The organism is Pedobacter sp. KBW01 (assembly GCF_003852395.1).
In the GTDB taxonomy this organism is placed as follows: domain Bacteria; phylum Bacteroidota; class Bacteroidia; order Sphingobacteriales; family Sphingobacteriaceae; genus Pedobacter.
The window spans coordinates 1-24,420 of record NZ_QAJQ01000037.1 but is presented as its reverse complement, the minus strand read 5'-3'; the positions used below and the strand labels follow the sequence as shown (position 1 = coordinate 24,420).

Genomic DNA, 24,420 nt, shown 5'->3' with positions numbered 1-24,420 from the left:
TTATGGAAATAAGAAATCTATTGCCATCGGACTGGGGTTTTGTGAAATCAATCTATGAAAAAGGCATAGCCACGGGCAACGCCACTTTCCCATCTTGGGAAGAATGGGACAGCTCATACCTTGGCAGTTGCAGGATCGTTGCCGGAGAAAACGGAAACGTATCTGGGGGGCAGCACTGATGCCAGTCTCTTCACGTTGCGTATATGCTGGTGTAGCAGAGTCAGCGTATATGTTGATCCTGAACAATCTGGCAAGGGCATTGGGCTTGCACTTTTGGAAGAACTTGTTGCCTTGAATGAGGTAGCAGGAATATGGACATTACAGACAGGTATATTTCCTGAGAACATCGGTAGCCGATGCATCCATGAAAAGGTAGGCTTTAGAACACTTGGCATTAGGGAGAAAATTGGAAAGCAGAACGGAGTTTGGAGGGACATCGTACTGCTGGAAAGAAGAAGTAAAACAATCATTTAACGATAAAATTTATGAAGAAGATATTAGTGCTATGCACGGGGAACAGTTGCAGGAGCCAGCTTGCAGAAGGCTATTTAAGACATTTTGCTGGAGATAAAGCAGAAGTATACAGTGCGGGAATAGAAACCCATGGGGTAAATCCAAAGGCCATCGAGATAATGAAGAGAGATGGTATAGACATTTCCGGACATACCTCAAACAACATCGATGAATACATGGATATCGATTTCGACTACGTGATCACCGTTTGCGATAATGCAAAGGAAAGCTGCCCTTATTTTCCGACCAGTGCGGTAAAGTTCCATTATAACTTTCCAGATCCCGCAAAAGCTAAGGGCACCGAAGAAGAAGTGATGGAACAGTTCCGTGAAGTAAGGGAGATGATCCGCAAATACGCACAGAACTTTGTTAACGAGAACTTAAAACGCTAAGATGTCTGCAAACAATTATGCGCCTGTGGTAGAGCGTAAAAAACTGGGATTTCTTGACCGTTATCTAACGCTTTGGATATTCCTGGCGATGGCTATTGGCGTAGCCATAGGCTATTTTGTTCCATCATCATCGAACTTGATCAATTCCTTTTCAAGTGGAACAACGAACATACCACTTGCCATTGGACTGATCTTGATGATGTATCCGCCACTTGCAAAAGTGAGATATGAAAAGATGGGGGAAGTGTTCAAGGATACGAAAGTCCTGACCGTTTCACTGGTGCTGAACTGGGTCATCGGCCCGCTTCTCATGTTCTTTTTGGCAATAACTTTCTTAAGGGATTATCCCGAATATATGGTTGGCCTCATCCTGATTGGACTTGCCCGCTGTATTGCCATGGTCGTGGTGTGGAATGAGCTGGCTGAGGGAAACCGCGAATATGCCGCAGGACTGATAGCGCTCAACAGTATCTTTCAGGTATTGTTGTATAGTGTTTTTGCCTATGTTTTCATTACCGTATTGCCACCTTATTTTGGGCTAAAAGGTCTGGAGGTGAACATTACCATCGGTGAAATTGCCAAAAGTGTCAGCATCTACCTAGGTCTTCCATTTGCAATGGGCATTATCTCAAGGTTCGTTTTGATCAAGCTTAAAGGAGAGCTTTATTTCGAAAATAAGTTTGTACCAATGATATCGCCGATTACCTTGATCGCCTTGCTTTTCACCATCGTAATTATGTTCAGTCTAAAGGGAAACCTGATCGTTCAGATTCCTTTGGATGTCGTTCGTATTGCGTTACCACTTGTGATCTACTTCTCGATTATGTTCGTGGTCAGCTTTTTTGCGGGCAAATACTTCGGTGCAGATTATTCACGGAGTACATCAATTGCCTTTACAGCAACGGGAAACAACTTCGAACTGGCCATTGCTGTCGCTATTGGTGTGTTTGGGATTAACTCCGGACAGGCATTTACAGGAGTGATCGGTCCACTCGTAGAAGTTCCTGCATTAATAGCACTCGTTAACCTCGCATTCTGGTTTCGCAGGAAATACTATAAATAAAAAATGCGGCAATGTTAAGTTGCCGCATTCTAATCTATCTTTTATGGTTATTTCTGAGTTGTGCAACAGCCACTTACGTAAAGCAATGCCAGACTTAAAAGTTTTGGCTCAGGAAATTAGAGTTGAAGTAACAGAAAAGAAAAATAGCGCAAAGTAAAGACATCGCTGTTTTGGGAAAGTATCAGGGGCCCGGCCACCGGCCGGGATTTTTTTTTATCGATCAATCAATAAAAAATAGTCATTAAACGACCACTTTGCTCCGAAATCAGGCGTAAGTTTGAAAACGAAACGAGTGGCCATTTTTCCTTAAATCCCCACTTAATTGGACTCAAGAGTGTTTATCTTGTTTCGCTCGTATTTCTCCATGCCGGTTTAGGGTGAATGCAGTTAAAGCAAATAAGGCTTTCGAGTTAGGCCTGGCTAATCTTAAACTAATTGAGGGCATGTTGGAATTGTACGAGGCAACCATTAGGGAGAATTACGAATCAACAATGAAAGGAGGCGGAGTGCGGAAAAGGATTACGAAAATCGATATTAATTCGCTCAATACAAAGATCGATAAAATTAGAGAGCTTTTAATTAACGATCAGATTTCGCCGGAGGATTATGGTGTGATTAAAAAACAGTTGGAAGAAAAGATCTATACCCTAAAGAAAAGTCTCAATTCATATGATAAAAAACAAGAAAACATTGACAACCTAATCAAAAATTTATAGAACACCCTTTTAAATATCGACAAGGCATATTTTGAGGCGAATATTAAGTTAAAACGCGAAATTATAGCAGCAATTTTCCAGGAAAAATTAACATATTTTCCTGATGGGTATCGAACACCTCGACTGAACGAAGGTTTAGAGCTAATGTGTATGATTAATAATGAGTTATGTGAAATAAAAACGAGACAAACAGCTTTAAATCTGATTTGTCTCGTGAGGTGCTCGTAACAAGACCTTTAACGAACTTTTTTATTGAGGATTTGAAGAGAATTTCGGATTTGAAGATTTCGAAATAAGCCTCACTGCTACTTGTTTTTTGGAAAGAAAGTCATGCAGATTAGCTATTAATTTATAGCAACTATCAACGACAAGTAAATTCAGGACGGGACAGGTCTTGTATTTGCTTAGAATATGATTTTCGTTCATCCAGGATTGAACCAACCTGATTTTGGTAAGCATCTGCAATCGTTTCAACAAATATTTCCTCATATCCCTTTCTCGGTAAATAACTAAAAGCTCTAGAGTAAAAGCTTCATTTACTTTTTCTGAACGGAAGCGAATACCACATGATGATGTGCAATGGTAGTAGGTGAAATGTTATTACTGCCGCTTAAAGATCGATGGCATTTTGGACATTTTAGGCATCCACGAATTCGATACTGTAAATCAAACGTTTGTGCAATAAATTTTTACTACACAACATTCTGAAAACAAAGTTTTTAATTTAGTATACATCGGATAAATAGTGTGGTTTACCCCTGTATTTTGTCATAATAACTTCCTGGGATTAAATATTGTTATAATTGGCCCTTAACATTCAAAATAATAGCATCTTTTTAACTTTCGCAGTGATTGTTTGATAAACATATCTATTTAAAAGTGTTTTATCATAAAGAACAATCGTTTGCGTTGAGAAAAAATATAAAAGAAAATACCATTTGGTTAAATTTGGTAATATTTAAATTAATTTCTCAAAAATGAAAATTTATTCAAACAATCCCTATACATTCTGTACACCGGATTATCATTGCATAAGGCCCATTCCTACTGATGAATCCTATTTAATTATTCATGAAAAAAAAATAGCATCGGTCGAACTTGACGGCGAATCAGATATTTTTAGGGTAAATGTCACAGGTGGACTAATCAGGTTGTGTAATCACAAAGCAGTCTGATATGTTAATTGTACGTCCGCTTGAAAAAACTGATGTAACCATTGAGTGCATCTACGACAGTTTTTATTATACAATTAAGGGCTTTAAAATAACTGGAGGGTGTACCACGAACTGTGTCGGAACCGCCAATTGTAATAAATCTTAAATGCTTATTGTAATTTGAACTAATTTACCCAACCACATGTTTAAAGCTAACTTCAAGTTTTTTTTGCCCTTTATACTTGTTTTTTTGGTTAGTGCTTTTTTTTGCTCCACTTATTCCAGACAGGGGCACAATTGGGGTGATGATTTTGCGCTTTATCTAGCACAGGCAAAATCTTTAGCTACAGGATCTACAAAAGAAGTGATTGATGCTAACAAGTTCAGCATCAATTATTCTAGTATACACAATTTCAGTCCGCTCTTAGCCCCATGGGGTTGGCCCATCCTACTCGCCCCTGTATATCAAATATTCGGGCTTAATATTGTTGCTTTTAAAGTATTTGAATATTTTTTTTGGTTGGCTTTTTTAAGCATTTTCTATCTTTTTTCTTCTCTCAATATCAAAAAAGAGCTTTCATTGTTATTGCTGCTTTTCCTCTGTATTCATCCAAATTATAATAATCATTTAAACACCATTCTCACAGAAATACCCTATCTTTTCTTTTCTACTTTTTCTCTTTATTGTATCCAAAAATATCAACCTTCCACGTTTACTTACCTTAAGGGAATATTACTCGGTCTTGTTATTTATTTTAGTTTTTTAATCAGAACAGAAGGCATTATTTTAATAGCTGCTTTATTTGCTTCGCAAGTCAGATGGTACGTCCTCCATCGAAAAGAATTAAAATTTAAAATATTAATCAGTTGGCTCTCCACACCTTTCCTTTCTATCATCACCTTATACTGCATTGGTCTTTGTTGGTTGCCCAATGGCTTTTTAACACATCTCCATAATTCAAACTTAATTTCTATTCATTCTATCAATAATGCATTTCATTTCTATATAGAAAAGTCACAATTATTTTTGGGAACAGAAAATTATGTTTTCGTTTTCTATTTGTTATCCATTTTATTTTTCTGGGGCTTCATTTATAGATTTATTAAAGATATCCATGCCTCCATATATTTATTGTGTATCACCATCGTTTACCTGTTATGGCCGTTTAAGGAGAGTCGTTATCTGCTTGTTTTTTTTCCTTTCATTTGCTATTTCATTTGTCAGGGCATTGCGCTTTGCTATCAGCTTTACTCGTTAAAACCTTATTTATATACAGGTATAACGATAGCTATGCTTAGTTGTATCCTGTTTTTCGGCGACACTAACTTAATTGAGAATAGAAAGAGACCCCCTATCGAAGGACCTTTTAAGCCAAATGCGCAAGAGATGTTTGCCTACATCAAAAAATATACGAAGCCAAATGACGTGATTATTTTCTTCAGGCCACGTGCAATGTCTTTGTTTACTGAAAGAAAATCGGCGATGATTTTTAGAAATTGGGAGGAAATACAGCAACTAGGCAACTATTTGGTCATTCACAAGCATTCGACTACCCCCTTTCAATTTGCCCCCACTGCTCCTTTTTTCTTTAAGCCCGATTTTTCAAAAAAATTCACTATCGTTTTCGATAATTGGGATTTTACTGTTTATAAAATCCTTGCGCTCAAATCATGACAGAAAATACCCCTTCAGTTTGTGTAATTATTCCAACTTTTAATGAGGTGGCAAAAATTTCAACAGTGGTTGAAAGCTTGTTGCCCTTAGGTTATCAAGTGGTAGTTGTGGATGATGGATCTACTGATGATATCCTATCGCAAATTAACACACTTCCTATTGCTTATTTAAGGCACCTTGATAACCTGGGGCAAGGTGCTGCGATTAAAACAGGGCTGCTTTATAGCCTCCGGTTAAAATTCGATTATTATATCACTTTTGACGCAGACGGACAACACCAGGCACGAGATTTGCCTTTAATGGTTACAGCAATTCAAAAATCAAAACTTGACATTCTTCTGGGTTCCCGTTTTTTGGGTGAAAGAGCAATCAATATGAGCGCTATCAAAAGAAAGCTACTCCAACTTGCCAGAATCTTCAACTATCTTTCCACAGGTTTATGGTTGAGTGATGCCCATAATGGTTTACGTATTCTGAACCACCAAGCAGCCAGTGCTATTCAGCTTAACCAAAATCGAATGGCGCACGCTACAGAAATACTTGCTGAAACTAAACGACTGAAATTAAACTATGGAGAATTTCCTGTACAAATTGTTTACACAGCCTACTCCAAACAAAAAGGGCAACATGCCCTAAATTCTTTTAATATTATTGGCGATTTGATCTTAGCAAAAATTTTCAACTGATGACAACCATACAAATCATACTCAGCTTTTGCATTTTAGGCCTGGCGGTCTTAATCTTCGAGCGACTGAAACTAAACTTATTTAAAAAATCGTTGCTTTTCTTTTTCACGATCGGTTGTGTCTATTTTATCTACCAACCTGAACAGACTACCGTGATTGCTCTTTTTTTGGGGGTACATAGAGGGGTAGATATGTTGTTTTACTTTGGTTTTATTTTTTTAACCTTCATGGTCATTAAGCTCTACCTTAAAATACGAAAGCTTGAGCAAGCGAATACCAAAATCATAAGAAATATAGCGATTAATAATTTTAAAAAAGGAGGGGAGTAGTTAAATCAAAAAAACTCATTAAACCATTTCTTTTAATAAAAATCAAAACCAATTTCTCATATCAGAACTTTCATCTTATTACATTAAAGCCTCATGTCTAAAAAAAATCCTTTTTTAAATCTTTTATTAGGTTTTTTAATCTTTTCTGCTTGTGAAAACAACAAAAAAGCCACCACAGAAAACATTGCCTCAAATGAAATAAATATATCACTAAATCCAGAGGATAAAACTCCAAAATACGCTAAGGATATTTTTAAAAATGTTGAATTTGTACCGCTACAAACTTTAGACGAATGTAGGATTGGCAAAATAGATAAAATGTTAACTACCGAGAATTATTATGCAATTCTAGACAGATCTTCTAATGCTATTTATTTTTTTCTAAAAAATGGCATCTACCACCATAAAATCGTGTCTACGCCTACGCAGAAAATGAGGATAGGTAATTTTGATATTCAAGGTGATAGAGTTTACCTATTCGATTACGACAACAGGAACGAGAGCTTACAAGTCTTCGATTTAAATGGGAAAAGAACTGGAGAAGAACATTATCCCCAACATTTTGTTTACTTCAAAAAAACCAAAGGTTTGACTTTGTTCTATAATGGATTTTATCATGATAATAATTCAGGAGAAAAGTTTAAACGTCTTTCAATCTACGATAAACAAGGACAGCCTATCAAATCTATTTTCAGCTACGACCCGCAAGCCATAGGCGAGAGAGATTTATTCGACCCTATGGAATCTTTTTTTAGTTCAGGAGATAATCTTTTCTATGCCATGCCGGGTATTTCATCTTTTTACGAAATTGACGATAAGCTAACATTTACTGCTTATCACATTAACATGCCTAAAACATATCAATTGCCCGATGATTTTTTAGAAGACAAAAGCCTATTGGATAAAAGGAGAGTATTTTTGACACAAAAGAACAAAGAATTAATTTGGAATATATCTAATGTTTATGGAATAGATAACCATTTTCTATCCATTAACATCCAATCTATGGATAATTTATATTTCACTTCTTTATGTAATTTAAAGACAAAAAAAGCGATTAATCTACGTAGTATATACTACGACCGCACTACCTGCAAATTACCGATTACGGAGTTTCAGATTATAGCTTCAGACGGCACTAGCTTTTATGGCACTTACAGTGCGAAATTTCTGCTAGATATTTTAATGAAATTAGGTTATGATAACATTGCAGATAATGAAAATCTAAAAGATTTTGTCAATCATTCCAATGCTTTATCTAATCCAATCCTAACCAAGTTTCAAATGAAATAAGTATGCTCACTCCAGCTATTCAAATTGATTAATTAAACCATTAACACCAAGCCAACTTCCAATGAAATTAGCAGCGCCAATTAGATTAGAAACTATTTTTCCTTTTTTGATAATATTACTTGTTGTAACGGTTACATTTTCTCCCGTACATATGCTCGGCTTTGCTTCTGCAGATGATCATTGGCAATTATTACACAACCCATTAGTAAGTAATAGCCCAATGGATTTCAGCTACTGGAAAACATTAATCATAAGTTATAACCGCAATCAGTATTCTCCTTTTAATACCCTCTGTGATAACCTTATTTTTAGAATCAATCAGTTCGACCCTTATTATTATCATTTATTTTCACTTTTGCTGCATATCACAAATTCTATTTTGATCCTGGTGTTAAGCAAAAAACTCTTAGCATTATTTAAACAACCTGAAAATTTATATACCCCATTTCTCTGTGCGATGATTTGGGCGATACATCCCTTAAATGTAGAATCTGTAACCTGGATTGCCGCATCCAAAGTATTGTTATTCTCCTTTTTCACTCTCGCCTCTATCCTAACATTTATTAATGCCATTGAACAAAACAGTATTAAGAACTACCTTCTAACTTTTCTATTTTTCTTACTTTCTTTTTTATCAAAAGAACAAGCTGTTACTACGCCTGTATTACTTTTTGCGCTGTGGATTTCAATCAAACATCATGACGAGCATATTAAATTTAATCCTAAGTTGCTCTGGTTTATTTGTGTATTTTGCTTGGCTACCCTTGTTTTTTGTTTAATTACAATTAGAGCGAATGGCGTTGAGATCTCTAAAATGTCTAGATACCCTTTTCATCAGCGATTTTTTTTAGCATTTTATTGCTTGTTTTTCTATTTATTTAATTTGATTGCCCCAATAGGGCTTCATTATCATTATCCATTTCCGATGAAAGCAGGAGAAGCACTTCCTGCTATTTATTATGCTTATTCAATTATCTTTCTAGCTATTTGTTTTTCTTTTCTCTATAAACAAAAAATCAAACTCAATTGGTTAGTTATTTTTTGCATCGCTGCCGCGTTGATTGAACTTTCTCTATGTATACAGATTGTTCCTCTTACACGACCTGCTATTGTGGCTGATAGATATATGTATCTCCCTTCATTTTTTTTAATATTTGCTATTATTTACGTAGTTAATAATTTGGTAACTAATCGAAAATACAGAAACATCTTATTTTCATTGACACTACTCTATATTGGATTTTTAGCTTGCTATAGCAACCAACTCACCCTACAATGGATCAAAAATACAATTCACTCTTTATGAACCTAAACTCACCTTCTCGACTATTTACCCTCATATTCTCAGTGCTTGTTACTATTTCTTTATGCTATTTAGCCCTAAAGAAAGGTGTAGCTAGTCCTCCCATAGTAGAAATTTGCAAGGATAAAAATGCTGCAATTACTAAAGGTCAAATTGCGGATAACCGGACTATGTTCTACGATAATTATATAAAATTGGTATTACATAATGAAAATAAGCTAATTGGTTTGAATGTCAAAGTTCAAGATACTTCTTTTAAGAAGATTTCTTTAAGAGATTTAATCAGCAAAAAAAAGACCGTAATTTTTAGGTATTCGTGGAATGACTGTGACCTATGCATAGGCGCAGTGACCAAGGTAATCAATCAACTAAAAAATACTGGCACACAGATACTGATTATCACAGATTCTTATTCTGACAATGACTTTTTGACCAAGGCCAAACACTCTACCTCAAAACTGCCAATTTATTCATTACTTGATGAAAAAAAAGGGTTAAATCTCCCATTGGAACATATGGGCATACCTTTCCTATTTACAGTAAGCCCTCAAGGTATCACTTCTCGGATCTTCATACCATTTAAAGAGCATCCTAAACAAATAAGCGAATACCTCAACTTTATTACACAATGAAATTGTTAACATGTAACCTCCCCACCTTTCATAAATCTTAAAATAATTATTATGATTAAAAAAATCCGTTTAATTGGTTTCATTGCTATTGCCTTGGCGTTCGTAATGAACATAGTACTGATGCCTAAAAAGGTATCGGCACAAACGAATACCTCTCTCAATTCAGAGTGTGTAGTTTCAGTACAAACACAGTATGGAACACAACTTGCGAGTTCCACAGTTCAGAACTGCGGAACCTGTGTATGGTACACCGTTGAGTTTGATGAACATGGGAATGCTTTTTATCAAGAGCACTCATCTAATGCAGTCGTTTCACTAAATCAATGTGTTTATAAGGGAGGGAGTGGGACTTGCCAACAACAGTATGTAAGCAGTGTCAACTGCCCTGAAGGTGTGGATACAAGTAAACCGTTACCAGATACGGATACAGATACTGACACAGATACCCTTTATTAATAATAGCTACAAAATTTCAATCCTGCAAGGCGGAATTAGGGAGGCGACCAAATTGCAGGATTAACTTATACATATGGTTTTTAAACCGTCTATTTTATTCAGCTCCATAAAATCAAAGTTTTCTCTTACAAGTTACTCCAATACTCCATTATTGCTTTCATCAGAATAGTAGAACGTCTTGGCGATAATCAAATAATTATTTCAAGCCATAAAGTATTACTTGATGAAACAGCTTTCCGGTACTGTCCATTCCTTCTAATAAAATTTGATGTTTGCCTACTTGATTTGCATTTAAATAATCTATTTTGATATTACCATTTTTATCTGGGCTCAAATTTGGATTCCAATATAGGGTGGTACGCAAATCTGGTTCTTGTTTGTTGTTTTTTACCTCATACTTGGGAGAATAAAATTCTCGGTTAACCGAATAGCCCAATTTAGTAATAGTCAACATTCCTGGTGGCGTATCTTTTCTGTAGTTTTCATAAGTAATGGTTTTATCTTTCATGTAAATTACCATATATGCAGTAAGTGGAGCTCTACTTATATAATTATCTATTCTCTCTATTTGATTGACAGGTAATCTTGAGAGGTCAAAATTTTCATCCATATAAGTGTCATTAACTACCGTACCCAATTCAACTTCAATGAATGGTGGTGTTCCTCCATTTGTTCCCAACATAAAATAAGCCCTGAGAACGCCACGTTCACTATTTTTTAAATATGCCCCACCACTGACATGATTCCCCAGATAGTCAGTAATGTCTTCGTAGCCTTTTAAGTCCTTTGGTAATATTGTTTGTACTATATTGCCAGTATTCACAGGTTGACCATTTGGAAAGTAAAAGGCCCGTCTTTGAGTTATGTTTACTTCTTTAAGCATGATGCCGTCTTTTTTCTGTGTCGATTTCAATTGTTGTTGGTAAAAATTTTCGGTTTGGTTCAGGTATGTATGCATACCTGCCCTCAAACTACTTTCGAAAAGGGTATCGGTAGTTTGTGCTTTTTCGGTAAACAATTGCGGAGCTATATTATCCAACTTCACTGCTACGAAAGACTGTCCGCTTGCTACTTTAGCCCGCACCACAAACTTTGCCGTGTCCACAAACATCTTATTAAAAGCAAAATGACCCTGACCGTCAGTTTCGGTCTCGTCTATGTCCAGTTGACCTGTCCTTAACAAAATCACCTTCACTTTGGCCAAAGGCTGATTCTTTTTGGTCACCGTGCCGCTAATCCTGATTGCCTTTTCTGCAGGAAACTTTGGCTCGCTTAAACTATCCAATTTTTTCCAATTTATTTTCCTCCAGCCTTGGATAAGTAGTAGGTTATCCAACTTTACTCTTGTTTCTGCATCATCATTTTCCAAATAATGGTTGGCTTTTTCTATATGTCCACGTAAATCTGCCGACAACAACATGGTTGTCAGTATATTGTCTCCGGTTACAGTATCGGGTTTTATAACATTGGTATTGGTTACCGAAACGGAAAAAGAACCCTGCACTGGCTGCCCATTATTGGTTACACCCAAGTTTAATGTGGTCGCTTCTCTAGTTTTGTAACTTTCCTTCAGCCCGTTTACCATCAGGGTCAGTTTTTCTTTTTGATTTGGGTGTATAAAAGTTATACGTTCGCAAACAGGTTGCTGATCTGCAAATAGCGTAAACTGCATTACTCCCGCTGGCAATTTGTCTTTGGCAATGTTCAACACTTTCAGTTGGCTATCGCTGGCAATTGGGAGGCTGAAAGCTACGTTACCGTTCTGTTGGCCTAACAGAAACAAATCGCCCTTGCCCAACAAATCGGCACTGATCAGTACCTTTATTTTTAGATTTGCTGTATCGACATTGTTGATCATCACCCCATAACCACTTGGTAGTACTTTGGGCATGGGATATAATTTTACCGCACCATTGGGCAATTTAAGTTGGGCACGGTAATCCATATTCGCTTCGGGCGTGAACAGGAAACTCCCCATACCTAGATAGCTCTTGCCCAAGGTAGTTACTTCGTTGTTGTCCCTATCCAATATTACACCGCTCACTTCTACACCCAAGCCATTGGGGCCTATGGCTTTATAGCCAATCTTGCTTGGCAGGCCGGCTACTAGGTTTCCACCCTCTGGCACAAATTGTACATCTGTCGCTGCTTTTTCGTTTGCCAATGTCAAAACATCCTTGGCTGTTGGCGGTTGTTTGACCACTTCGGTTTTCTGAGTCTTTATCCGGCTGGCAATCGCGAATGTTTTTTCGAAGAAGAAGTCTGCGCCCATGTTCCGCATCAGTTGAGTGTACGCCCTTATGCAGTATTGGCCCGTGGCCAAACTATCTGTCAGTTTAAAATCGCCCCAAGAGATACCGTTGACCATTGGTAGGGTTCTTTTTTGTAGGATGATGTGCTGTGCATCGAACAGTTCCACATATAAAGTGCCGCTGTTAGCGCTAGGCTGCAACGTGGTAGCATCTAGGACATAGGCTTTGAACCAGATGTCATCGCCACTGGCATAAAATGGCTTATCGAAATGAAGATGCACTTTTTCTTGGGGGTGGGCAGCTACATAACGGTCTAGGTTTTTTAACAGACTATCAGCATTCATTGCTTTTTGGGCGTGTGAATAAAATGCATTAAAAAACAGCAAAAAGAAAATTACCTTCTTAAGGATAGGTTTGTTCATAACGGGCAGTAGTATGTTTACCGATAGAGGTTAACAATTATTTAGGAAATTTTTGCTGTTTTAAAAGAAAAGTTCTTTTGAACGAAAAAATTTATGGTTTGTACGATAACAACATTCAAAATAAATGCGATGGTGACATTTATTTTAGCCATGATTAAGAAATCGAGCAGGTAAATAGAAATCAATACATTTAATATCGTAGTCAAGAAATAACGGAAAAACTGTCGTTGTTCATTCGCCTCCTTTGTGACGAAAACATAACTTCTATTTAAAAAATAACCAACAAAAATGGTAATCGAAAGCGAGGAAAGCAGGGCAAGCGTATGAGGCTTAACAGGGTGAAAGTTGTCTTTATACAAAAAGAAGTACGAACTGTGAAAAATACAGAAATTTAAAAAAAAGCAGACTCCGCCTACTGCCAAAAATCGGTAAACCTCTTTGGTCATTACTTTTTTAAATAGAGGAAAAAAAATATCTAGTGTTTTTGAAATGATTTTATCCATATTAACTACATTAGCCAGAAGCAACCCATCTTTAAAAAATCGAAATATGTTCAACTTTGTTAAACCACATCAGGATAAAATTAAGTCCAATTACATCAATTTAATCGGCATTTTTTTTGTTTGCGTTTCTCTATATGCAATATACATTTTATTCAAGGAAAACAAAAACAGGGATTATGGCCCAGGTAGTTTGCCGTTTAAAAATACAACTACTGCTGATGAAGAAGCCAATTTTTTGAATATTTACAAAAACCTTATTGTCACATCAGATGGTAAAGTGTTAGATCGTAACATTTTGCTAAATGATAGCAATAACCAACAAATTTCATTTGCTAAGCTAATCTCCTCTAAGGGAAATTGTGTTGTATTAAGAGCTGGCTTAGGTGACAAATATCGACTAAGCCACTTTTTTTCGTTGTTAAACCCATTGAAAAACAAAAAGAATATTTTACTAATACTGGACAGGGCACCTCATAAAAAAACAATTTTGAAGTTATCTAAAGAAATAAAAATTTACTATTTACAAAGCATCTATCAAAGTTTTAATATTCCTTTGGAAGGTAAAGGGCTTCCTTATTTTTTTCAGATAGATAGTACTCTTAAAATTTCAAAAATATTGGTTCCTTTTGAAGATTCGCCTACGCTAACAATTAGGTATTTAGATAAATTTTCACCAGATCAAAATCGTGTATTTATCCCACCCAACCGCCATTAATAAACTGAACATACAAAAAAACCTGTAGGCAAATGGTTAGGAGATACAATGGCATAAAAGTCTTGTGTTTTTCCAATTTTAAAAAGGTGAGTTGAAAGAAAAATAAGAGGTAAAAACAGCTCATTGCAAAATAATTGGTGAGATCCGTAAAAAAAAACACCAAACAGATTGCCAAAAAAAATGCGGTTAAATCAGATTTATTGTAGTTGATTCTAAATAGGTAATTCATCAAAACAATATAAAATGGGGTGCATAAAACATGTCTGTTGATACTCCAAATGTTTGTTCCACTTTTCATATCATAAAAAGTAAAGAAGACATCAATTAGAGTAACTATACTGATATAGCCTAAACTAAAAACCAACGATTTAGGTAAATCTATTTTTTCTTTTGGTACTATAATTTTGACAATAAAATACTTGGTGGCAATATATATGGCAATTAACCCAATTACCAAAGCAATAGCATCCAAAAAAATGATTTCATCTGCTATATAAGTGGTGAAAGGGAGACGAGGCCAGATGAAATTCCTTTTCCAATATTTTTGCACACCCAAAAAGTACAAAAACTTTCCTGTTTGTATGTACTGTAAATATGCTGATAACACCATACCACAAAGCGCAGCAAATACACTCTTCAATATTGCCATCAGTTTATTCTTAACTGTGCCATGGTTTGTCATCAGTTCAGTAAAGATGATCAAAGGGATAAAAATTGTAGTCACCGCACGCGTAAGGGAAATGATAAAAAAACCGCTGTTTTTAACTAAAGAGTTTTCCCCATCGTAACCATAAATCAATAAAAATCCTGATAGAAAGAACAATGCCTCTGAATAGGGTAATGCAAAAAAAATGAAAGAGCCAGTACTTAGCAACAAAAAAATTTGATGCTTTGATAAGTTAAGAAATCTAACCAAGGCTACAAAAGCACCTATAAAGACAAATAAGTTAATTATACTAATCCCTACCAACCCTACGCCGAACAATTTCCAAAAGGCAGGAAAAAGTGGAAAAAAAGCTAAATTACAGGTTCTATTTGCTAAATAAACGTATCCTTTCTCAGCTATTGACTGGTACCAGTAGGCATCCCAATTTAAGAGGCCGGACGGAAAATTTTCAAATGTATCCAGTTTGAGTATAAACACCAACACCAATGTCAGGCTTACAAGCAGAAGGTGTATCGCAACGGCAAAAAGTCCTTTTTTCATTGATATTGTTTTGCTGAAGCCATACCGCTAAAATATCATAAATAAATGAAGGCAGAAAGATTTTTGCTAGCTAAGTGGGGATTTAGCAATAGTATCCACCTGTTTTCGCTCAATGAAAGAAGAAGCAATTGCAAGATTTGATTATCCTGAGGAACTTAAGGAAAAACTGATAGAGCTGGTGGTTTACCAGGACTATTCCTTTTCTTTTCAAACGATCCAATCCTGGTAAGCCATTTAGTTTAAAACATTGGATCCAGTTCCGCAATGTCCGAACAGGAATATTCCCTATTTGAGAAATGACTTTAGCAGAAACCTCTTTTTCCAGTACCGGATAGATCAGCCGGTATTTATCAAGTGAAGATAGCTTTTCCATATCTTAAAAATCTATAGATAAAATACGGTATAAGAAAGTTACGAATTATAATTTAAACGTTCATATACTATTTATTAGATAAATATCAAGTCTTAAACACTCATAAATATTAAAATAAAATTATAATTTTAGGTTTTTACCTAATTCATTAAAATGAGAAGAACAATTGCTTATCTGCGTGTATCTACCATTGACCAAAACCTAGAAAAGAATAAAGCCGATATCTTACATTTAGCGAATGATAAGGATCTAGGTAAGATTGAATTTATTGAAGAAAAAGTTTCGGGTAAAATACCCTGGAGGTTACGTAACATTGGTTCTATTTTCGAAGATCTTAAAAAAGACGACACGATACTGCTCAGCGAATTTTCCCAGGCTTGGCCGCAGTATGCTCGAATGTATGGAAATTATTTCTATTGCAGTGGAAAAAGGTATCAAGATTTACACAGTGAAAGGTGGGTGGCAGCTTGATGATTCGATACTGAACAAGATTATGGCCATGGTCTTTTCGATGGCAGCCGAAATTGAACGGGACCTGATTAGTAAACGAACAAAGGAGGCACTTGAGGCGGTTAAAAAGTCTGGTATAAAACTGGGCAGGCCGAGAGGTTCGGGTAAAAGTAAACTGGATATTTTCCAGCCTGAGATAGAAGCACTATTGGCTAATGGGGCGACCCAAAAATTTATAGCAGTCAGGTATAACGTTACCGAACCCACACTTTCCAACTGGATAAAAAAAACAAAATTCGAGGTAAATCGACTTATGTATATCTATAAAGACTCGTCACGATAACATATTTGATCATATTATATATGCGTCTGGATAAAAAAATGTATTAGTTTGGTTTTGTTATATTCTTATTTTTCATTTCCTTTGATTACTCGCGTCTGTAAAACAATTAATTATGAAAAAATTATTATTATTTATTTCCCTAATTTCTATATCTGCTATTGCAAATGCAAATACTAACACAGCTAACAATGTAGGCATAAATACTGGATTTGTTGCACAAGTTATCCATGTTACTTCCGTATCCTGGTGTGGTACGGTCGCAAGATATGATTATACACCTAAAGATGGAATGTCAGAGCAGCAGATTGATAATGAAATTGCCCTGATCAATTCTGTTATTGAAAACAATACCTGCCCTACAACATATTTTGTTTAGGCTTAAAACGATTTATAAATAACCAAATATTAATCCGGATGCGAGTATCTAACATTATGAAAAAAACACTATATACCACCTTTATTTTTATTTTGCCTATACTGGGTTTTTGTCAGCAGGTTCATGACCAAACCAAAATCGTTGTGGATTACATTTTTACTTTGCCGTCTTCTGATCAACATTCAGCAGCAAAAACACAGGTAAACACACAACTTTTGATCGGAAGCACTTCATCTCTCTACCGGGCCGAGCCGAAGGCTAAGTCCGGACAGTCTAAAATTGAACAGAATAATGGCGGTACCGAGCTAAAGTTCAAGTCCAATATGCCGAATATTCAACAGTACCTAAGAAATTATGATCCGCAAAAAAAGGACCTTGTTGGTTCTGTGCTTGTCAAACCCTATTACTGGGAGCAAGACAAAACTACTTTGAAATGGGAAATACTTAAAGAAAAACAACTAATTGCCGGGTACAATTGTACAAAAGCAAAGATGTTTTCAGAACGCTCACAGAAATACTTTTTAGCCTGGTTTACCGCAGACATACCTTTCCCTACCGGCCCGTCAAATGCCGGAGGACTTCCAGGACTGATATTAAAATTTGAAAGTGAAGATAAGACGTTGGGCTGGGAAGCCGTAAAAGTTTCTAAGCCTAATGAAACCAACAAGATCGTATGGTTTGACAAGGATGTCCAAAAAACAACAAAAGCCGATTTTGATAGGGCAATGGAAGCTTATCGTAAGGACCCCCAGCTTATTATAAACCAAATGAACATAAAAGGAACTGTGAGCGGGCTAAAAGTTCAGTAATTCAATAAACAAAGATTGTAACCTGATCCAAATCTTTATCATTTTATGATAACAGGCAGTATCGTCAATCAAAAAATCCCAGACTATAGGCGTTCACTTCTCATATTGTCCAGATTTCTAAATCTATATTGTATTAAATCCCCATCACAAAACCTAAAAATGGGAAAAGTCGATGAAAGAAAAGGTTTTTGTCAATACTGCCATTAAATTTTGTATAGCCTTTATGTGCTTGTTTATTTCAATGGGTAATGTAAGGGGACAAATTATCTCCGGGGAAGTAGCCTCTGAAAAGGGTGGCGTGATTCAAAATGCAAACGTAGTGGCAATGGATTCTTTGGGGAATACCATAGGATATTCATTCACGGATAGTAAAGGAGTCTATAAGTTAAAAGTTATAGAAAATAGAATGCCATTTATCCTAAACGTTTACGCATTCAACTTCGAAAGTATCACCCGGAAGATTTTCAAAATAACAACAAGGGAAGATTTCACCCTTAAAGTGAAAGCAATAGATTTAAAAGAGGTAAACGTCAAGGCTCCGCCGGTTTCATCTAAAGGGGATACGATCAGTTATGACGTAGACTTTTTCAAAAAAGCACAAAACCGCGTTATTGGAGATGTTTTGAAAAACATACCCGGCATAGACATAGACGCGAAAGGCCAAATCAGTTACAATGGAATGGCCATCAATAAATTCTACATAGATGGTGATGATATATTAGGGGGCAGGTACAACCTTGCAGAGAATACAATTCCTGCTGACATGGTTGAGAAGGTACAGATACTTGAGAGGCACCAGCCTATAGCAGTTTTACGTAATGTTGCCCCATCAATAAGTCCTGCTTTAAACCTTAAACTTAAAACAACAGCGAAGTTTAGACTGGTCGGCGAGGCAGAGATCGGAGTAGGAACAAAAAATAATTTTTTGGCCAATGCGAATACCATGTTGCTTAAACAAAAGTTTAAGACCATTAATAGAATAGGATTTAACAGCACCGCTCTTGTTTACAGCGAAGAGCTCATAGATCATTCATTAAATGCATATCTGGATAGGAATAATACCCCTTTTTCTACACCGATATATGCCACCCAAAATCTTGTGACCCCGGAAATTGGCCTTTCAAGATGGTTTACAAATTATAGTGGCATTGCTAACATCAACACATTAATAAATTTAGCTGAAAAGCAGGTTTTACGTATCAATATTGGGTACGTCCCTGAAAAAAATAAAAGAGCATATTCTTTTGAAAATAACTATTTTTCACCCAATGGTTTTGTAAAACAGTTTGAATCCCAGGATTTGCAAAATAGCCTCAATACCATAAGGACAAATTTTGAATTCGAAAAGAATTCCGAACAGGTTTATGTTCAAAATAAGTTGGTTACTGATTTTGACATCAATAAAGCTGAAGGAAAGTTATATACAGACAGGGGATCTTTACTCCAGCTAGCAAAACAGCGTAATAATAATTTAAATAATACCATAAGCATTATAAAGCTTTTGGGTAGGGGATTGATAGTCAATTTAAGAAATAAGTCCGGATATACCAACAATCCAGAAGACGATTTTATCAGTGATAACTTGTTTATCACAGGTAATTCCATCCCATCCGAAAACCTTCAGCAGCGGATTAAAAAACAAAGCTATTATCTGACAAACAGAGGTTCTATAACCTATGGAACAAAAAACCTAAAGCCTAGCCTGACTTTAGGTTACAATATAGCCAGATCTATATTTGAAAGCAAGTTAAACACAATAGATATAAATACTGAGTATGTAAACAATCTTTCTTTTGTTAAATCACAGAAAATTATTACACCAGGGATCACTTATATGGCAGATAAATTCAGGTTCGAGGCTACTCTCCCATTAACTTATGAAACTATCAGGTCAACAGATAAACTGCGTGGGAACAGGATCGATACTTCAATATTCAAGCCGCTGGTAAACCTGAACCTAACCTATGCCTTCAAGGGGAAGAATACATTAGGATTGAACTATAATTCTTCACTGAATACATCACAACCGATGGATATATTACAGGGCTCCGTGTTAAAAAATTATCGAACCCTATCAAATAATGATTTTTTTATAGTGATTAACCAAAGTAGGTATGCCGGGCTATACTATCGCTACCAAAACACATTAAAGATTTTCTTTGCATCCATATCATTTGATTATTCGGGTACAAAATCTAATTCGATAACCCAGAATGATATCAGTCCGGGTGGGGTGATCAACTTGAAGCGAATAATGTTGCCTAATAGTATCCATAGATATTCCCTGAAATTAGATGCCAGTAAATATATTTTCGGCTTAAAAACCACTTTAAAACCATCTTTGGTTATCAGTTTATTGAAACAGCCAGTTTTCCAGAACGGTAGTTTATTAAATGGCCTGAACAATAGTATAACTGCAAATATGAGTTTTGATGGCAAGCCTGTTGAGTTTTTTAACTTCAATTTCTTATTCACTTCTACGATTGTAGATGTAAAAACTTTTGCGGGGCAATCAGCAGGCAAATACAGAAATTATTATGGAAGCGGTAAGCTCAACCTGGCCTTCAAACCTAGTCCTAAGTTTATTTGCGAAACCTTTCAAGAGTATCAGTTCTTTAATGGTAACATAGGTAAATCGAAATATTTTATGAGTGATGTTAAACTTACCTACTTAAATAACTCCAGGACATCATTTAACCTCCAACTGATCAATGCTTTTAACAATAAAGATTATACGTTGCAGTATCTGGATGTTTATGCTTCAAGCTTAGAAAACTATCAACTTCGGCCACGTACTTTGTTCTTTTCTGTTAAGTTTATTTTGTAATAGCTTTACATATCAAGTTCAATATTAAATACTAATCTTCCATTATCCATATCTGCCAATATTGGTGACAGTATACCGAAGTAAACAAGTATATAAAAATTAGGCCTTACATTATTAGTCCTTAAATTAAACGGCAAAATACCACTAAAGAATAGTGACATTTTATCGATAAAGTTCACAGGTTAGGTTATGATGTTGGTTTTTCAAAAATTTTTGAAAAACCGTCTAATTCGATTAATTCATTAACAAAGTGGTTCGAATTACGCACTGGCACTGACCCGAGTGGGACAAAGATTTTTTCGAAGATCTTTGTTCTTTTTTTTGCCCTAATTCTTTGTTTTTCAGGTAGATCTCCCTCTTCATGTTTTTTATTTGCCTCTTTATATATTTAGGGTGACCAAGCTACTATCACGGCCATCGGGGACCATAAACGTCAGCTGAAAACCGAGAGGGAATATGCAGAAAAGAAACTCCTTAGGATCAAAGATCTTTTGATAGAAGGGACCATTACCTCAGAGGAATATCGAGCACACAAGATTGAACTCGAACACAAGGTAGAGCGCTTAGAACGTCAGGAAACGGCGAAACCGATAAAGAAAGGAGAATTTGCAAACCTTGCCGAAAATCTAGTGAACACCTTGGAAAATCTCGAACATCTTTATCTGGAGGCTGGAATCGAGGTTAAGCGAGAAATCATCGGAATTTTGTTCCCAGAAAAGCTCGAGTATGAAAACGGGCATTATCGAACACCTAGACTGAATAAAGGAGCTGAGCTAATATATCTGATAAATAGTGATTTATGAAAAAAAACGAGATAAGCAGTGCTAAAACTGGCTTATCTCGTGAGGTGCTCCACCATGTGCCGCTGACACACACTTTGATTGAGGATATTAGAAAAATAATTTCGTTAACTAATGTTAAAGAGAAAAATAAATTGATGCTAGAAATAGATTTGAAATTTATGTAAATATCTGTTTTATAATTGATTATATTTCTTGTGCTGCGGTAGAGGACATTGTTTTTAAAAGATGGTCAAACTACTTAGCTCAAAATCTAAATGACATCATTTATCGAACATTCATTTTTTGATCGAACTTTTTAAAAAACGTAAATAAAATCCTCCTTATTTATTAAGGAGGATTTGTAAAATTATAGACTGATAAGACCGTATGTTTTCTACTATAGCATAAGACTTCTTAAAATGGATCTTAATGACTGTTTTAGGAGTAATAATAATTCCTTAAAAGAATATTAAACTATTTTTTTTAAAAATTACTTAATAAATATTTATATATTGGATTTATAAATTAACGTAATGCTCAATCTTTCTCTGCAAGGCTTAAACCGCTTATTATCTAAAAATAAGCGAAAAGGTTTTTTAAAAAATCATTTGGAATTTTTCCAAAGAGTAGGTTTTAGCCCTATATGCAGATGCATCATGCGAAGCATTCATTTACAATAATGAAACAAATTAAATCCATGAAAAAAACAAACATGAAGGGGCTTTTATGTCTGGTATTATTGCTTGGCATCGCATCACTTGTCAACTCCTGTAAGCGAGGCTTTGAACTCGAAAAAAACACACCCTTAGCAATCAGTCAAACCATTTTAAATGCCAAGAGCCATGTGGATTCCCTGATATCACTGCAGGGACCTAATGGCTATATTAAAAAAATGGGTTTCGAGATAAATTGGAACAATGCTACTATCGATAGCGCTGGTAACGTGCGCGTGCCTATGCTTTTTGATCTAAGCAAGTTTAAGCCAAAAGACGGAAAACAAATTACGATTCCTGAAACCAAAACCGTTTACGAACTTTTTATTAAAAAGGACAATGGAGGACGTGAGGTTAGCATCATGCAGTTCATGAATTTAAAGGGAAAATATTACCCCTTACGCTTTAACTTAAATGGAGCGGAATTGACCAAGCTAGGGAGTAGTATTGCCGCAAAGGTTTTAAGTTCAAAATCCAAACAGATGCAATTGGGCAAGGGCGCTATGCCAGCATTTGATAAAACAATGATAACCGAAAGCGGGTTCATGGAACTTGTTCAGGGAATGTATGGACAAAGCTATTTAGCGGCAATCATATATGAATGCCCGCTTGGGACGATGTTTGAACCAACAACGTGCCTTTGTGATTTTGCAGAGAATGTAGTTAATGGGGCGTTTTATCCGGAAATATTTATGATCATTGCAAGCTCACCCGGTGTTTATCAGGTTGTTCCATATCCATTCTCATTCCATCCATCAGAAATTACCGCCGATCCTGAATATCCAGAGGAACCGATTGGTGGAGGCACGGGGAATGTAGATTGTGCAGGAGTTAAGGGAGGAACTGCTTATGTGAGTGATTGCGGTTGCATTGGCGGTACAACAGGAATTTCGAATTGCTATACCGAATGTGGTCCCAACACAAATGTTACCATCACTTGGAATGCCGCAAACAGTAGTACTAATAGTTCCACTGCAACATCCACAACCGTAGAAACTCCGTTTGTCGTAGAGTATGAGGCATGTGCCGATAATGCAAACGCCGTTTGGAGATTAAGGGTTAAGAGTATCACCGGCGGTGTAAATATTACCATAGGAAACGGATCAATGAGAGATCCATTTGCTAACCCTCCCGTAAATCAAGCCGAGGCCTATGCGGCGGTCACTGAAATGAAAGCGCATTATACAAATGGCACCAGGGGCCTTTGGTTTACCAATGCAGCAATTATGGCTCATGAAAATTATCACTATAGTGAATGGAAATGTTCTTCAGAAAAGTATTGGCCAGCTGTAGAAACCGATTTGGAAAATTTGACAGTTCCCTTGAGCTCTTATTCAAATGCTTCAAGTGCCTTAACAGCATTATTAGCCCTTGGAGCAGCCACGAAGATAGATAATTTTAAGAACCAGGCACGTAGTTATTGGTTTAGCCTTTCGGATGGACCAAGTTCCCAGGTTATGGCTGCCGGGCAATTAGTTTTAAATGGGGCGATACTCCATGTCCAACATTTAGCTTCAATAAATGGATGGATAGTTCCAAGTGGCACAGACTCCCCAAGCACAGGAAGTAGCCCATGTTATGTACCTTAATATTAATTATAAATAAATTTAACCTTAACTTCGTATTATGAAAAAGATGATAGTATTATTGGCTTTTACCGTTTTAAGCTTTTCTTCATTTGCCCAGAATAGTTTAACAAATAAAACTTCGCAAATTAGCCTAACAATAGATAGTGAAAATAAAAACGCTGTAAAAAGCGATGGATTATTAATAAAGGTCCACTTTAATAATTTGAGAAATGAAACCGTAAAACTTCTTGACCTTTTCGATCCTGAAGGAATTTTCTTCTCAATAACCATTACAAAAGAAGATGGAAATATTATAAGTCCCTCAGGAGCCGGCAAAATGGATTTTGGCAAAGCAAACAAGTTTAAATATATTGAGATTTCACAAAGTAGCTCATATACAAAAGTCTTAAATATAAGTGCAACATTAAAAAAACAGGGTATATCATTGGCTCCAGGTAAATACAAGATAAAAATTTCATACCATAACCAATATGGCTCGGATTGTATTAAAGGGTGGTTTAACAGTAATGAGATACCATTTGTTATTAATTAAAAATTTGTCCTCAGGCAGGAATGCCACTTCATAGGATAATAAAAAAGCGAAACGGGTTCATAAACCTGTTTCGCTTTTTTATTATAGCATAAGATAATATCAGCGGTGCTACGGCGAGGGAAATATAAAGATCGGGCGGGAGCAGCTCTATAATCGTATAAGGTTTCATGGGCTATTAATACCTATAATCCCTAGAAGGTGCGCTGTCAGGACCGCTGATTCTAATCACGCTTTAAAACTTTAAGAGGCAAATTCACTCTCTTTAGCTGCTGATCCTGGGGATTTCGGTAATAGTATGTCTTGTCCTGAAATAGC

Annotated in this window: 26 protein-coding genes; 23 read left to right on the top strand and 3 right to left on the bottom strand. The window is 36.1% G+C overall.

The features are described 5' to 3' along the window. Nucleotides 1-2: 2 nt before the first annotated feature. The 13 genes from DBR40_RS27100 (at nucleotide 3) to DBR40_RS25125 (ending at nucleotide 10,212) form a co-directional block, all read left to right on the top strand. Complete coding sequence (locus tag DBR40_RS27100) at nucleotides 3-179, top strand: hypothetical protein (protein WP_233603987.1); 177 nt, start codon at nucleotides 3-5, stop codon at nucleotides 177-179. After that, nucleotides 121-474 (top strand): GNAT family N-acetyltransferase, encoded by a 354-nt coding sequence (locus DBR40_RS27095; protein ID WP_317125545.1) that lies wholly within the window; start codon nucleotides 121-123, stop codon nucleotides 472-474. The genes DBR40_RS27100 and DBR40_RS27095 overlap by 59 nt, the downstream gene beginning before the upstream one ends. Before the next feature lie 11 nt (nucleotides 475-485). Next, complete coding sequence (locus tag DBR40_RS25175) at nucleotides 486-905, top strand: arsenate reductase ArsC (RefSeq protein WP_124562494.1); 420 nt, start codon at nucleotides 486-488, stop codon at nucleotides 903-905. A 1-nt stretch (nucleotide 906) separates the two neighbouring features. Continuing rightward, the gene (gene arsB / locus DBR40_RS25170) at nucleotides 907-1,968 is read left to right on the top strand and encodes an ACR3 family arsenite efflux transporter (RefSeq protein WP_124562493.1); all 1,062 of its coding nucleotides are present in this window, start codon (nucleotides 907-909) and stop codon (nucleotides 1,966-1,968) included. A 43-nt stretch (nucleotides 1,969-2,011) separates the two neighbouring features. After that, nucleotides 2,012-2,125 (top strand): histone H1, encoded by a 114-nt coding sequence (locus tag DBR40_RS27220; RefSeq protein ID WP_124562492.1) that lies wholly within the window; start codon nucleotides 2,012-2,014, stop codon nucleotides 2,123-2,125. Between the two features lie 220 nt (nucleotides 2,126-2,345). Continuing rightward, complete coding sequence (locus DBR40_RS25160; RefSeq protein WP_124562491.1) at nucleotides 2,346-2,684, top strand: hypothetical protein; 339 nt, start codon at nucleotides 2,346-2,348, stop codon at nucleotides 2,682-2,684. A 1,356-nt stretch (nucleotides 2,685-4,040) separates the two neighbouring features. Beyond that, complete coding sequence (locus tag DBR40_RS25155; protein WP_124562490.1) at nucleotides 4,041-5,513, top strand: hypothetical protein; 1,473 nt, start codon at nucleotides 4,041-4,043, stop codon at nucleotides 5,511-5,513. Further along, a complete protein-coding gene (locus DBR40_RS25150) occupies nucleotides 5,510-6,199 on the top strand; it encodes a glycosyltransferase family 2 protein (RefSeq protein ID WP_124562489.1) in 690 nt (229 codons plus the stop codon). The genes DBR40_RS25155 and DBR40_RS25150 overlap by 4 nt, the downstream gene beginning before the upstream one ends. After that, on the top strand, nucleotides 6,199-6,528 hold the full coding sequence (locus DBR40_RS27340; protein ID WP_124562488.1) for a DUF2304 domain-containing protein: 330 nt from the start codon (nucleotides 6,199-6,201) through the stop codon (nucleotides 6,526-6,528). Before DBR40_RS25150 ends, DBR40_RS27340 begins: the two co-directional genes overlap by 1 nt. Nucleotides 6,529-6,621: 93 nt before the next feature. Beyond that, complete coding sequence (locus tag DBR40_RS25140; protein ID WP_124562487.1) at nucleotides 6,622-7,821, top strand: 6-bladed beta-propeller; 1,200 nt, start codon at nucleotides 6,622-6,624, stop codon at nucleotides 7,819-7,821. A gap of 61 nt (nucleotides 7,822-7,882) precedes the next feature. Then, entirely contained in the window at nucleotides 7,883-9,127 is a 1,245-nt protein-coding gene (locus DBR40_RS25135; RefSeq protein WP_124562486.1) for a glycosyltransferase family 39 protein, read from the top strand. Further along, nucleotides 9,097-9,756 (top strand): redoxin domain-containing protein, encoded by a 660-nt coding sequence (locus DBR40_RS25130; RefSeq protein WP_124562485.1) that lies wholly within the window; start codon nucleotides 9,097-9,099, stop codon nucleotides 9,754-9,756. Before DBR40_RS25135 ends, DBR40_RS25130 begins: the two co-directional genes overlap by 31 nt. A gap of 51 nt (nucleotides 9,757-9,807) precedes the next feature. Next, on the top strand, nucleotides 9,808-10,212 hold the full coding sequence (locus DBR40_RS25125; RefSeq protein ID WP_124562484.1) for a hypothetical protein: 405 nt from the start codon (nucleotides 9,808-9,810) through the stop codon (nucleotides 10,210-10,212). A 196-nt stretch (nucleotides 10,213-10,408) separates the two neighbouring features. On the opposite strand, the gene DBR40_RS25120 is transcribed toward DBR40_RS25125, so the two are convergent. Continuing rightward, nucleotides 10,409-12,808 (bottom strand): carboxypeptidase-like regulatory domain-containing protein, encoded by a 2,400-nt coding sequence (locus DBR40_RS25120; protein WP_124562483.1) that lies wholly within the window; start codon nucleotides 12,806-12,808, stop codon nucleotides 10,409-10,411. A 119-nt stretch (nucleotides 12,809-12,927) separates the two neighbouring features. After that, nucleotides 12,928-13,332 (bottom strand): GtrA family protein, encoded by a 405-nt coding sequence (locus DBR40_RS27335; protein WP_410522646.1) that lies wholly within the window; start codon nucleotides 13,330-13,332, stop codon nucleotides 12,928-12,930. Here DBR40_RS27335 and DBR40_RS25110 point away from each other — a divergent pair. Continuing rightward, entirely contained in the window at nucleotides 13,325-14,104 is a 780-nt protein-coding gene (locus DBR40_RS25110) for a hypothetical protein (RefSeq protein ID WP_199748426.1), read from the top strand. The genes DBR40_RS27335 and DBR40_RS25110 overlap by 8 nt on opposite strands. Here DBR40_RS25110 and DBR40_RS25105 read toward each other — a convergent pair. Continuing rightward, the gene (locus DBR40_RS25105) at nucleotides 14,082-15,311 is read right to left on the bottom strand and encodes a hypothetical protein (RefSeq protein WP_124562480.1); all 1,230 of its coding nucleotides are present in this window, start codon (nucleotides 15,309-15,311) and stop codon (nucleotides 14,082-14,084) included. The genes DBR40_RS25110 and DBR40_RS25105 overlap by 23 nt on opposite strands. A 526-nt stretch (nucleotides 15,312-15,837) precedes the next feature. Here DBR40_RS25105 and DBR40_RS27090 point away from each other — a divergent pair. The 9 genes from DBR40_RS27090 to DBR40_RS25065 all read left to right on the top strand — a co-directional run bounded on the left by DBR40_RS27090 (nucleotide 15,838) and on the right by DBR40_RS25065 (nucleotide 24,105). Continuing rightward, entirely contained in the window at nucleotides 15,838-16,155 is a 318-nt protein-coding gene (locus DBR40_RS27090; protein ID WP_233603986.1) for a recombinase family protein, read from the top strand. Continuing rightward, nucleotides 16,085-16,477 carry a recombinase family protein gene (locus tag DBR40_RS27085; RefSeq protein ID WP_233603985.1) on the top strand — a complete coding sequence of 131 codons (393 nt, stop codon included), beginning with the start codon at nucleotides 16,085-16,087 and terminating at the stop codon, nucleotides 16,475-16,477. Before DBR40_RS27090 ends, DBR40_RS27085 begins: the two co-directional genes overlap by 71 nt. 112 nt (nucleotides 16,478-16,589) lie before the next feature. Further along, the gene (locus tag DBR40_RS25090) at nucleotides 16,590-16,853 is read left to right on the top strand and encodes a hypothetical protein (protein WP_124562478.1); all 264 of its coding nucleotides are present in this window, start codon (nucleotides 16,590-16,592) and stop codon (nucleotides 16,851-16,853) included. A 56-nt stretch (nucleotides 16,854-16,909) separates the two neighbouring features. Continuing rightward, the gene (locus DBR40_RS25085; RefSeq protein ID WP_158674135.1) at nucleotides 16,910-17,662 is read left to right on the top strand and encodes a GLPGLI family protein; all 753 of its coding nucleotides are present in this window, start codon (nucleotides 16,910-16,912) and stop codon (nucleotides 17,660-17,662) included. 172 nt (nucleotides 17,663-17,834) lie between these two features. After that, a complete protein-coding gene (locus DBR40_RS25080; protein WP_124562476.1) occupies nucleotides 17,835-20,489 on the top strand; it encodes a TonB-dependent receptor in 2,655 nt (884 codons plus the stop codon). 491 nt (nucleotides 20,490-20,980) lie between these two features. Continuing rightward, entirely contained in the window at nucleotides 20,981-21,292 is a 312-nt protein-coding gene (locus tag DBR40_RS25075; RefSeq protein WP_124562475.1) for a hypothetical protein, read from the top strand. Beyond that, entirely contained in the window at nucleotides 21,289-21,456 is a 168-nt protein-coding gene (locus DBR40_RS26795; protein WP_158674134.1) for a hypothetical protein, read from the top strand. The genes DBR40_RS25075 and DBR40_RS26795 overlap by 4 nt, the downstream gene beginning before the upstream one ends. A gap of 512 nt (nucleotides 21,457-21,968) precedes the next feature. Next, complete coding sequence (locus tag DBR40_RS25070) at nucleotides 21,969-23,573, top strand: hypothetical protein (protein WP_148090186.1); 1,605 nt, start codon at nucleotides 21,969-21,971, stop codon at nucleotides 23,571-23,573. A 37-nt stretch (nucleotides 23,574-23,610) separates the two neighbouring features. Continuing rightward, nucleotides 23,611-24,105, top strand: a complete 495-nt coding sequence (locus tag DBR40_RS25065; protein ID WP_124562473.1) for a hypothetical protein — start codon at nucleotides 23,611-23,613, stop codon at nucleotides 24,103-24,105. The last annotated feature ends 315 nt before the right edge of the window (nucleotides 24,106-24,420 follow it).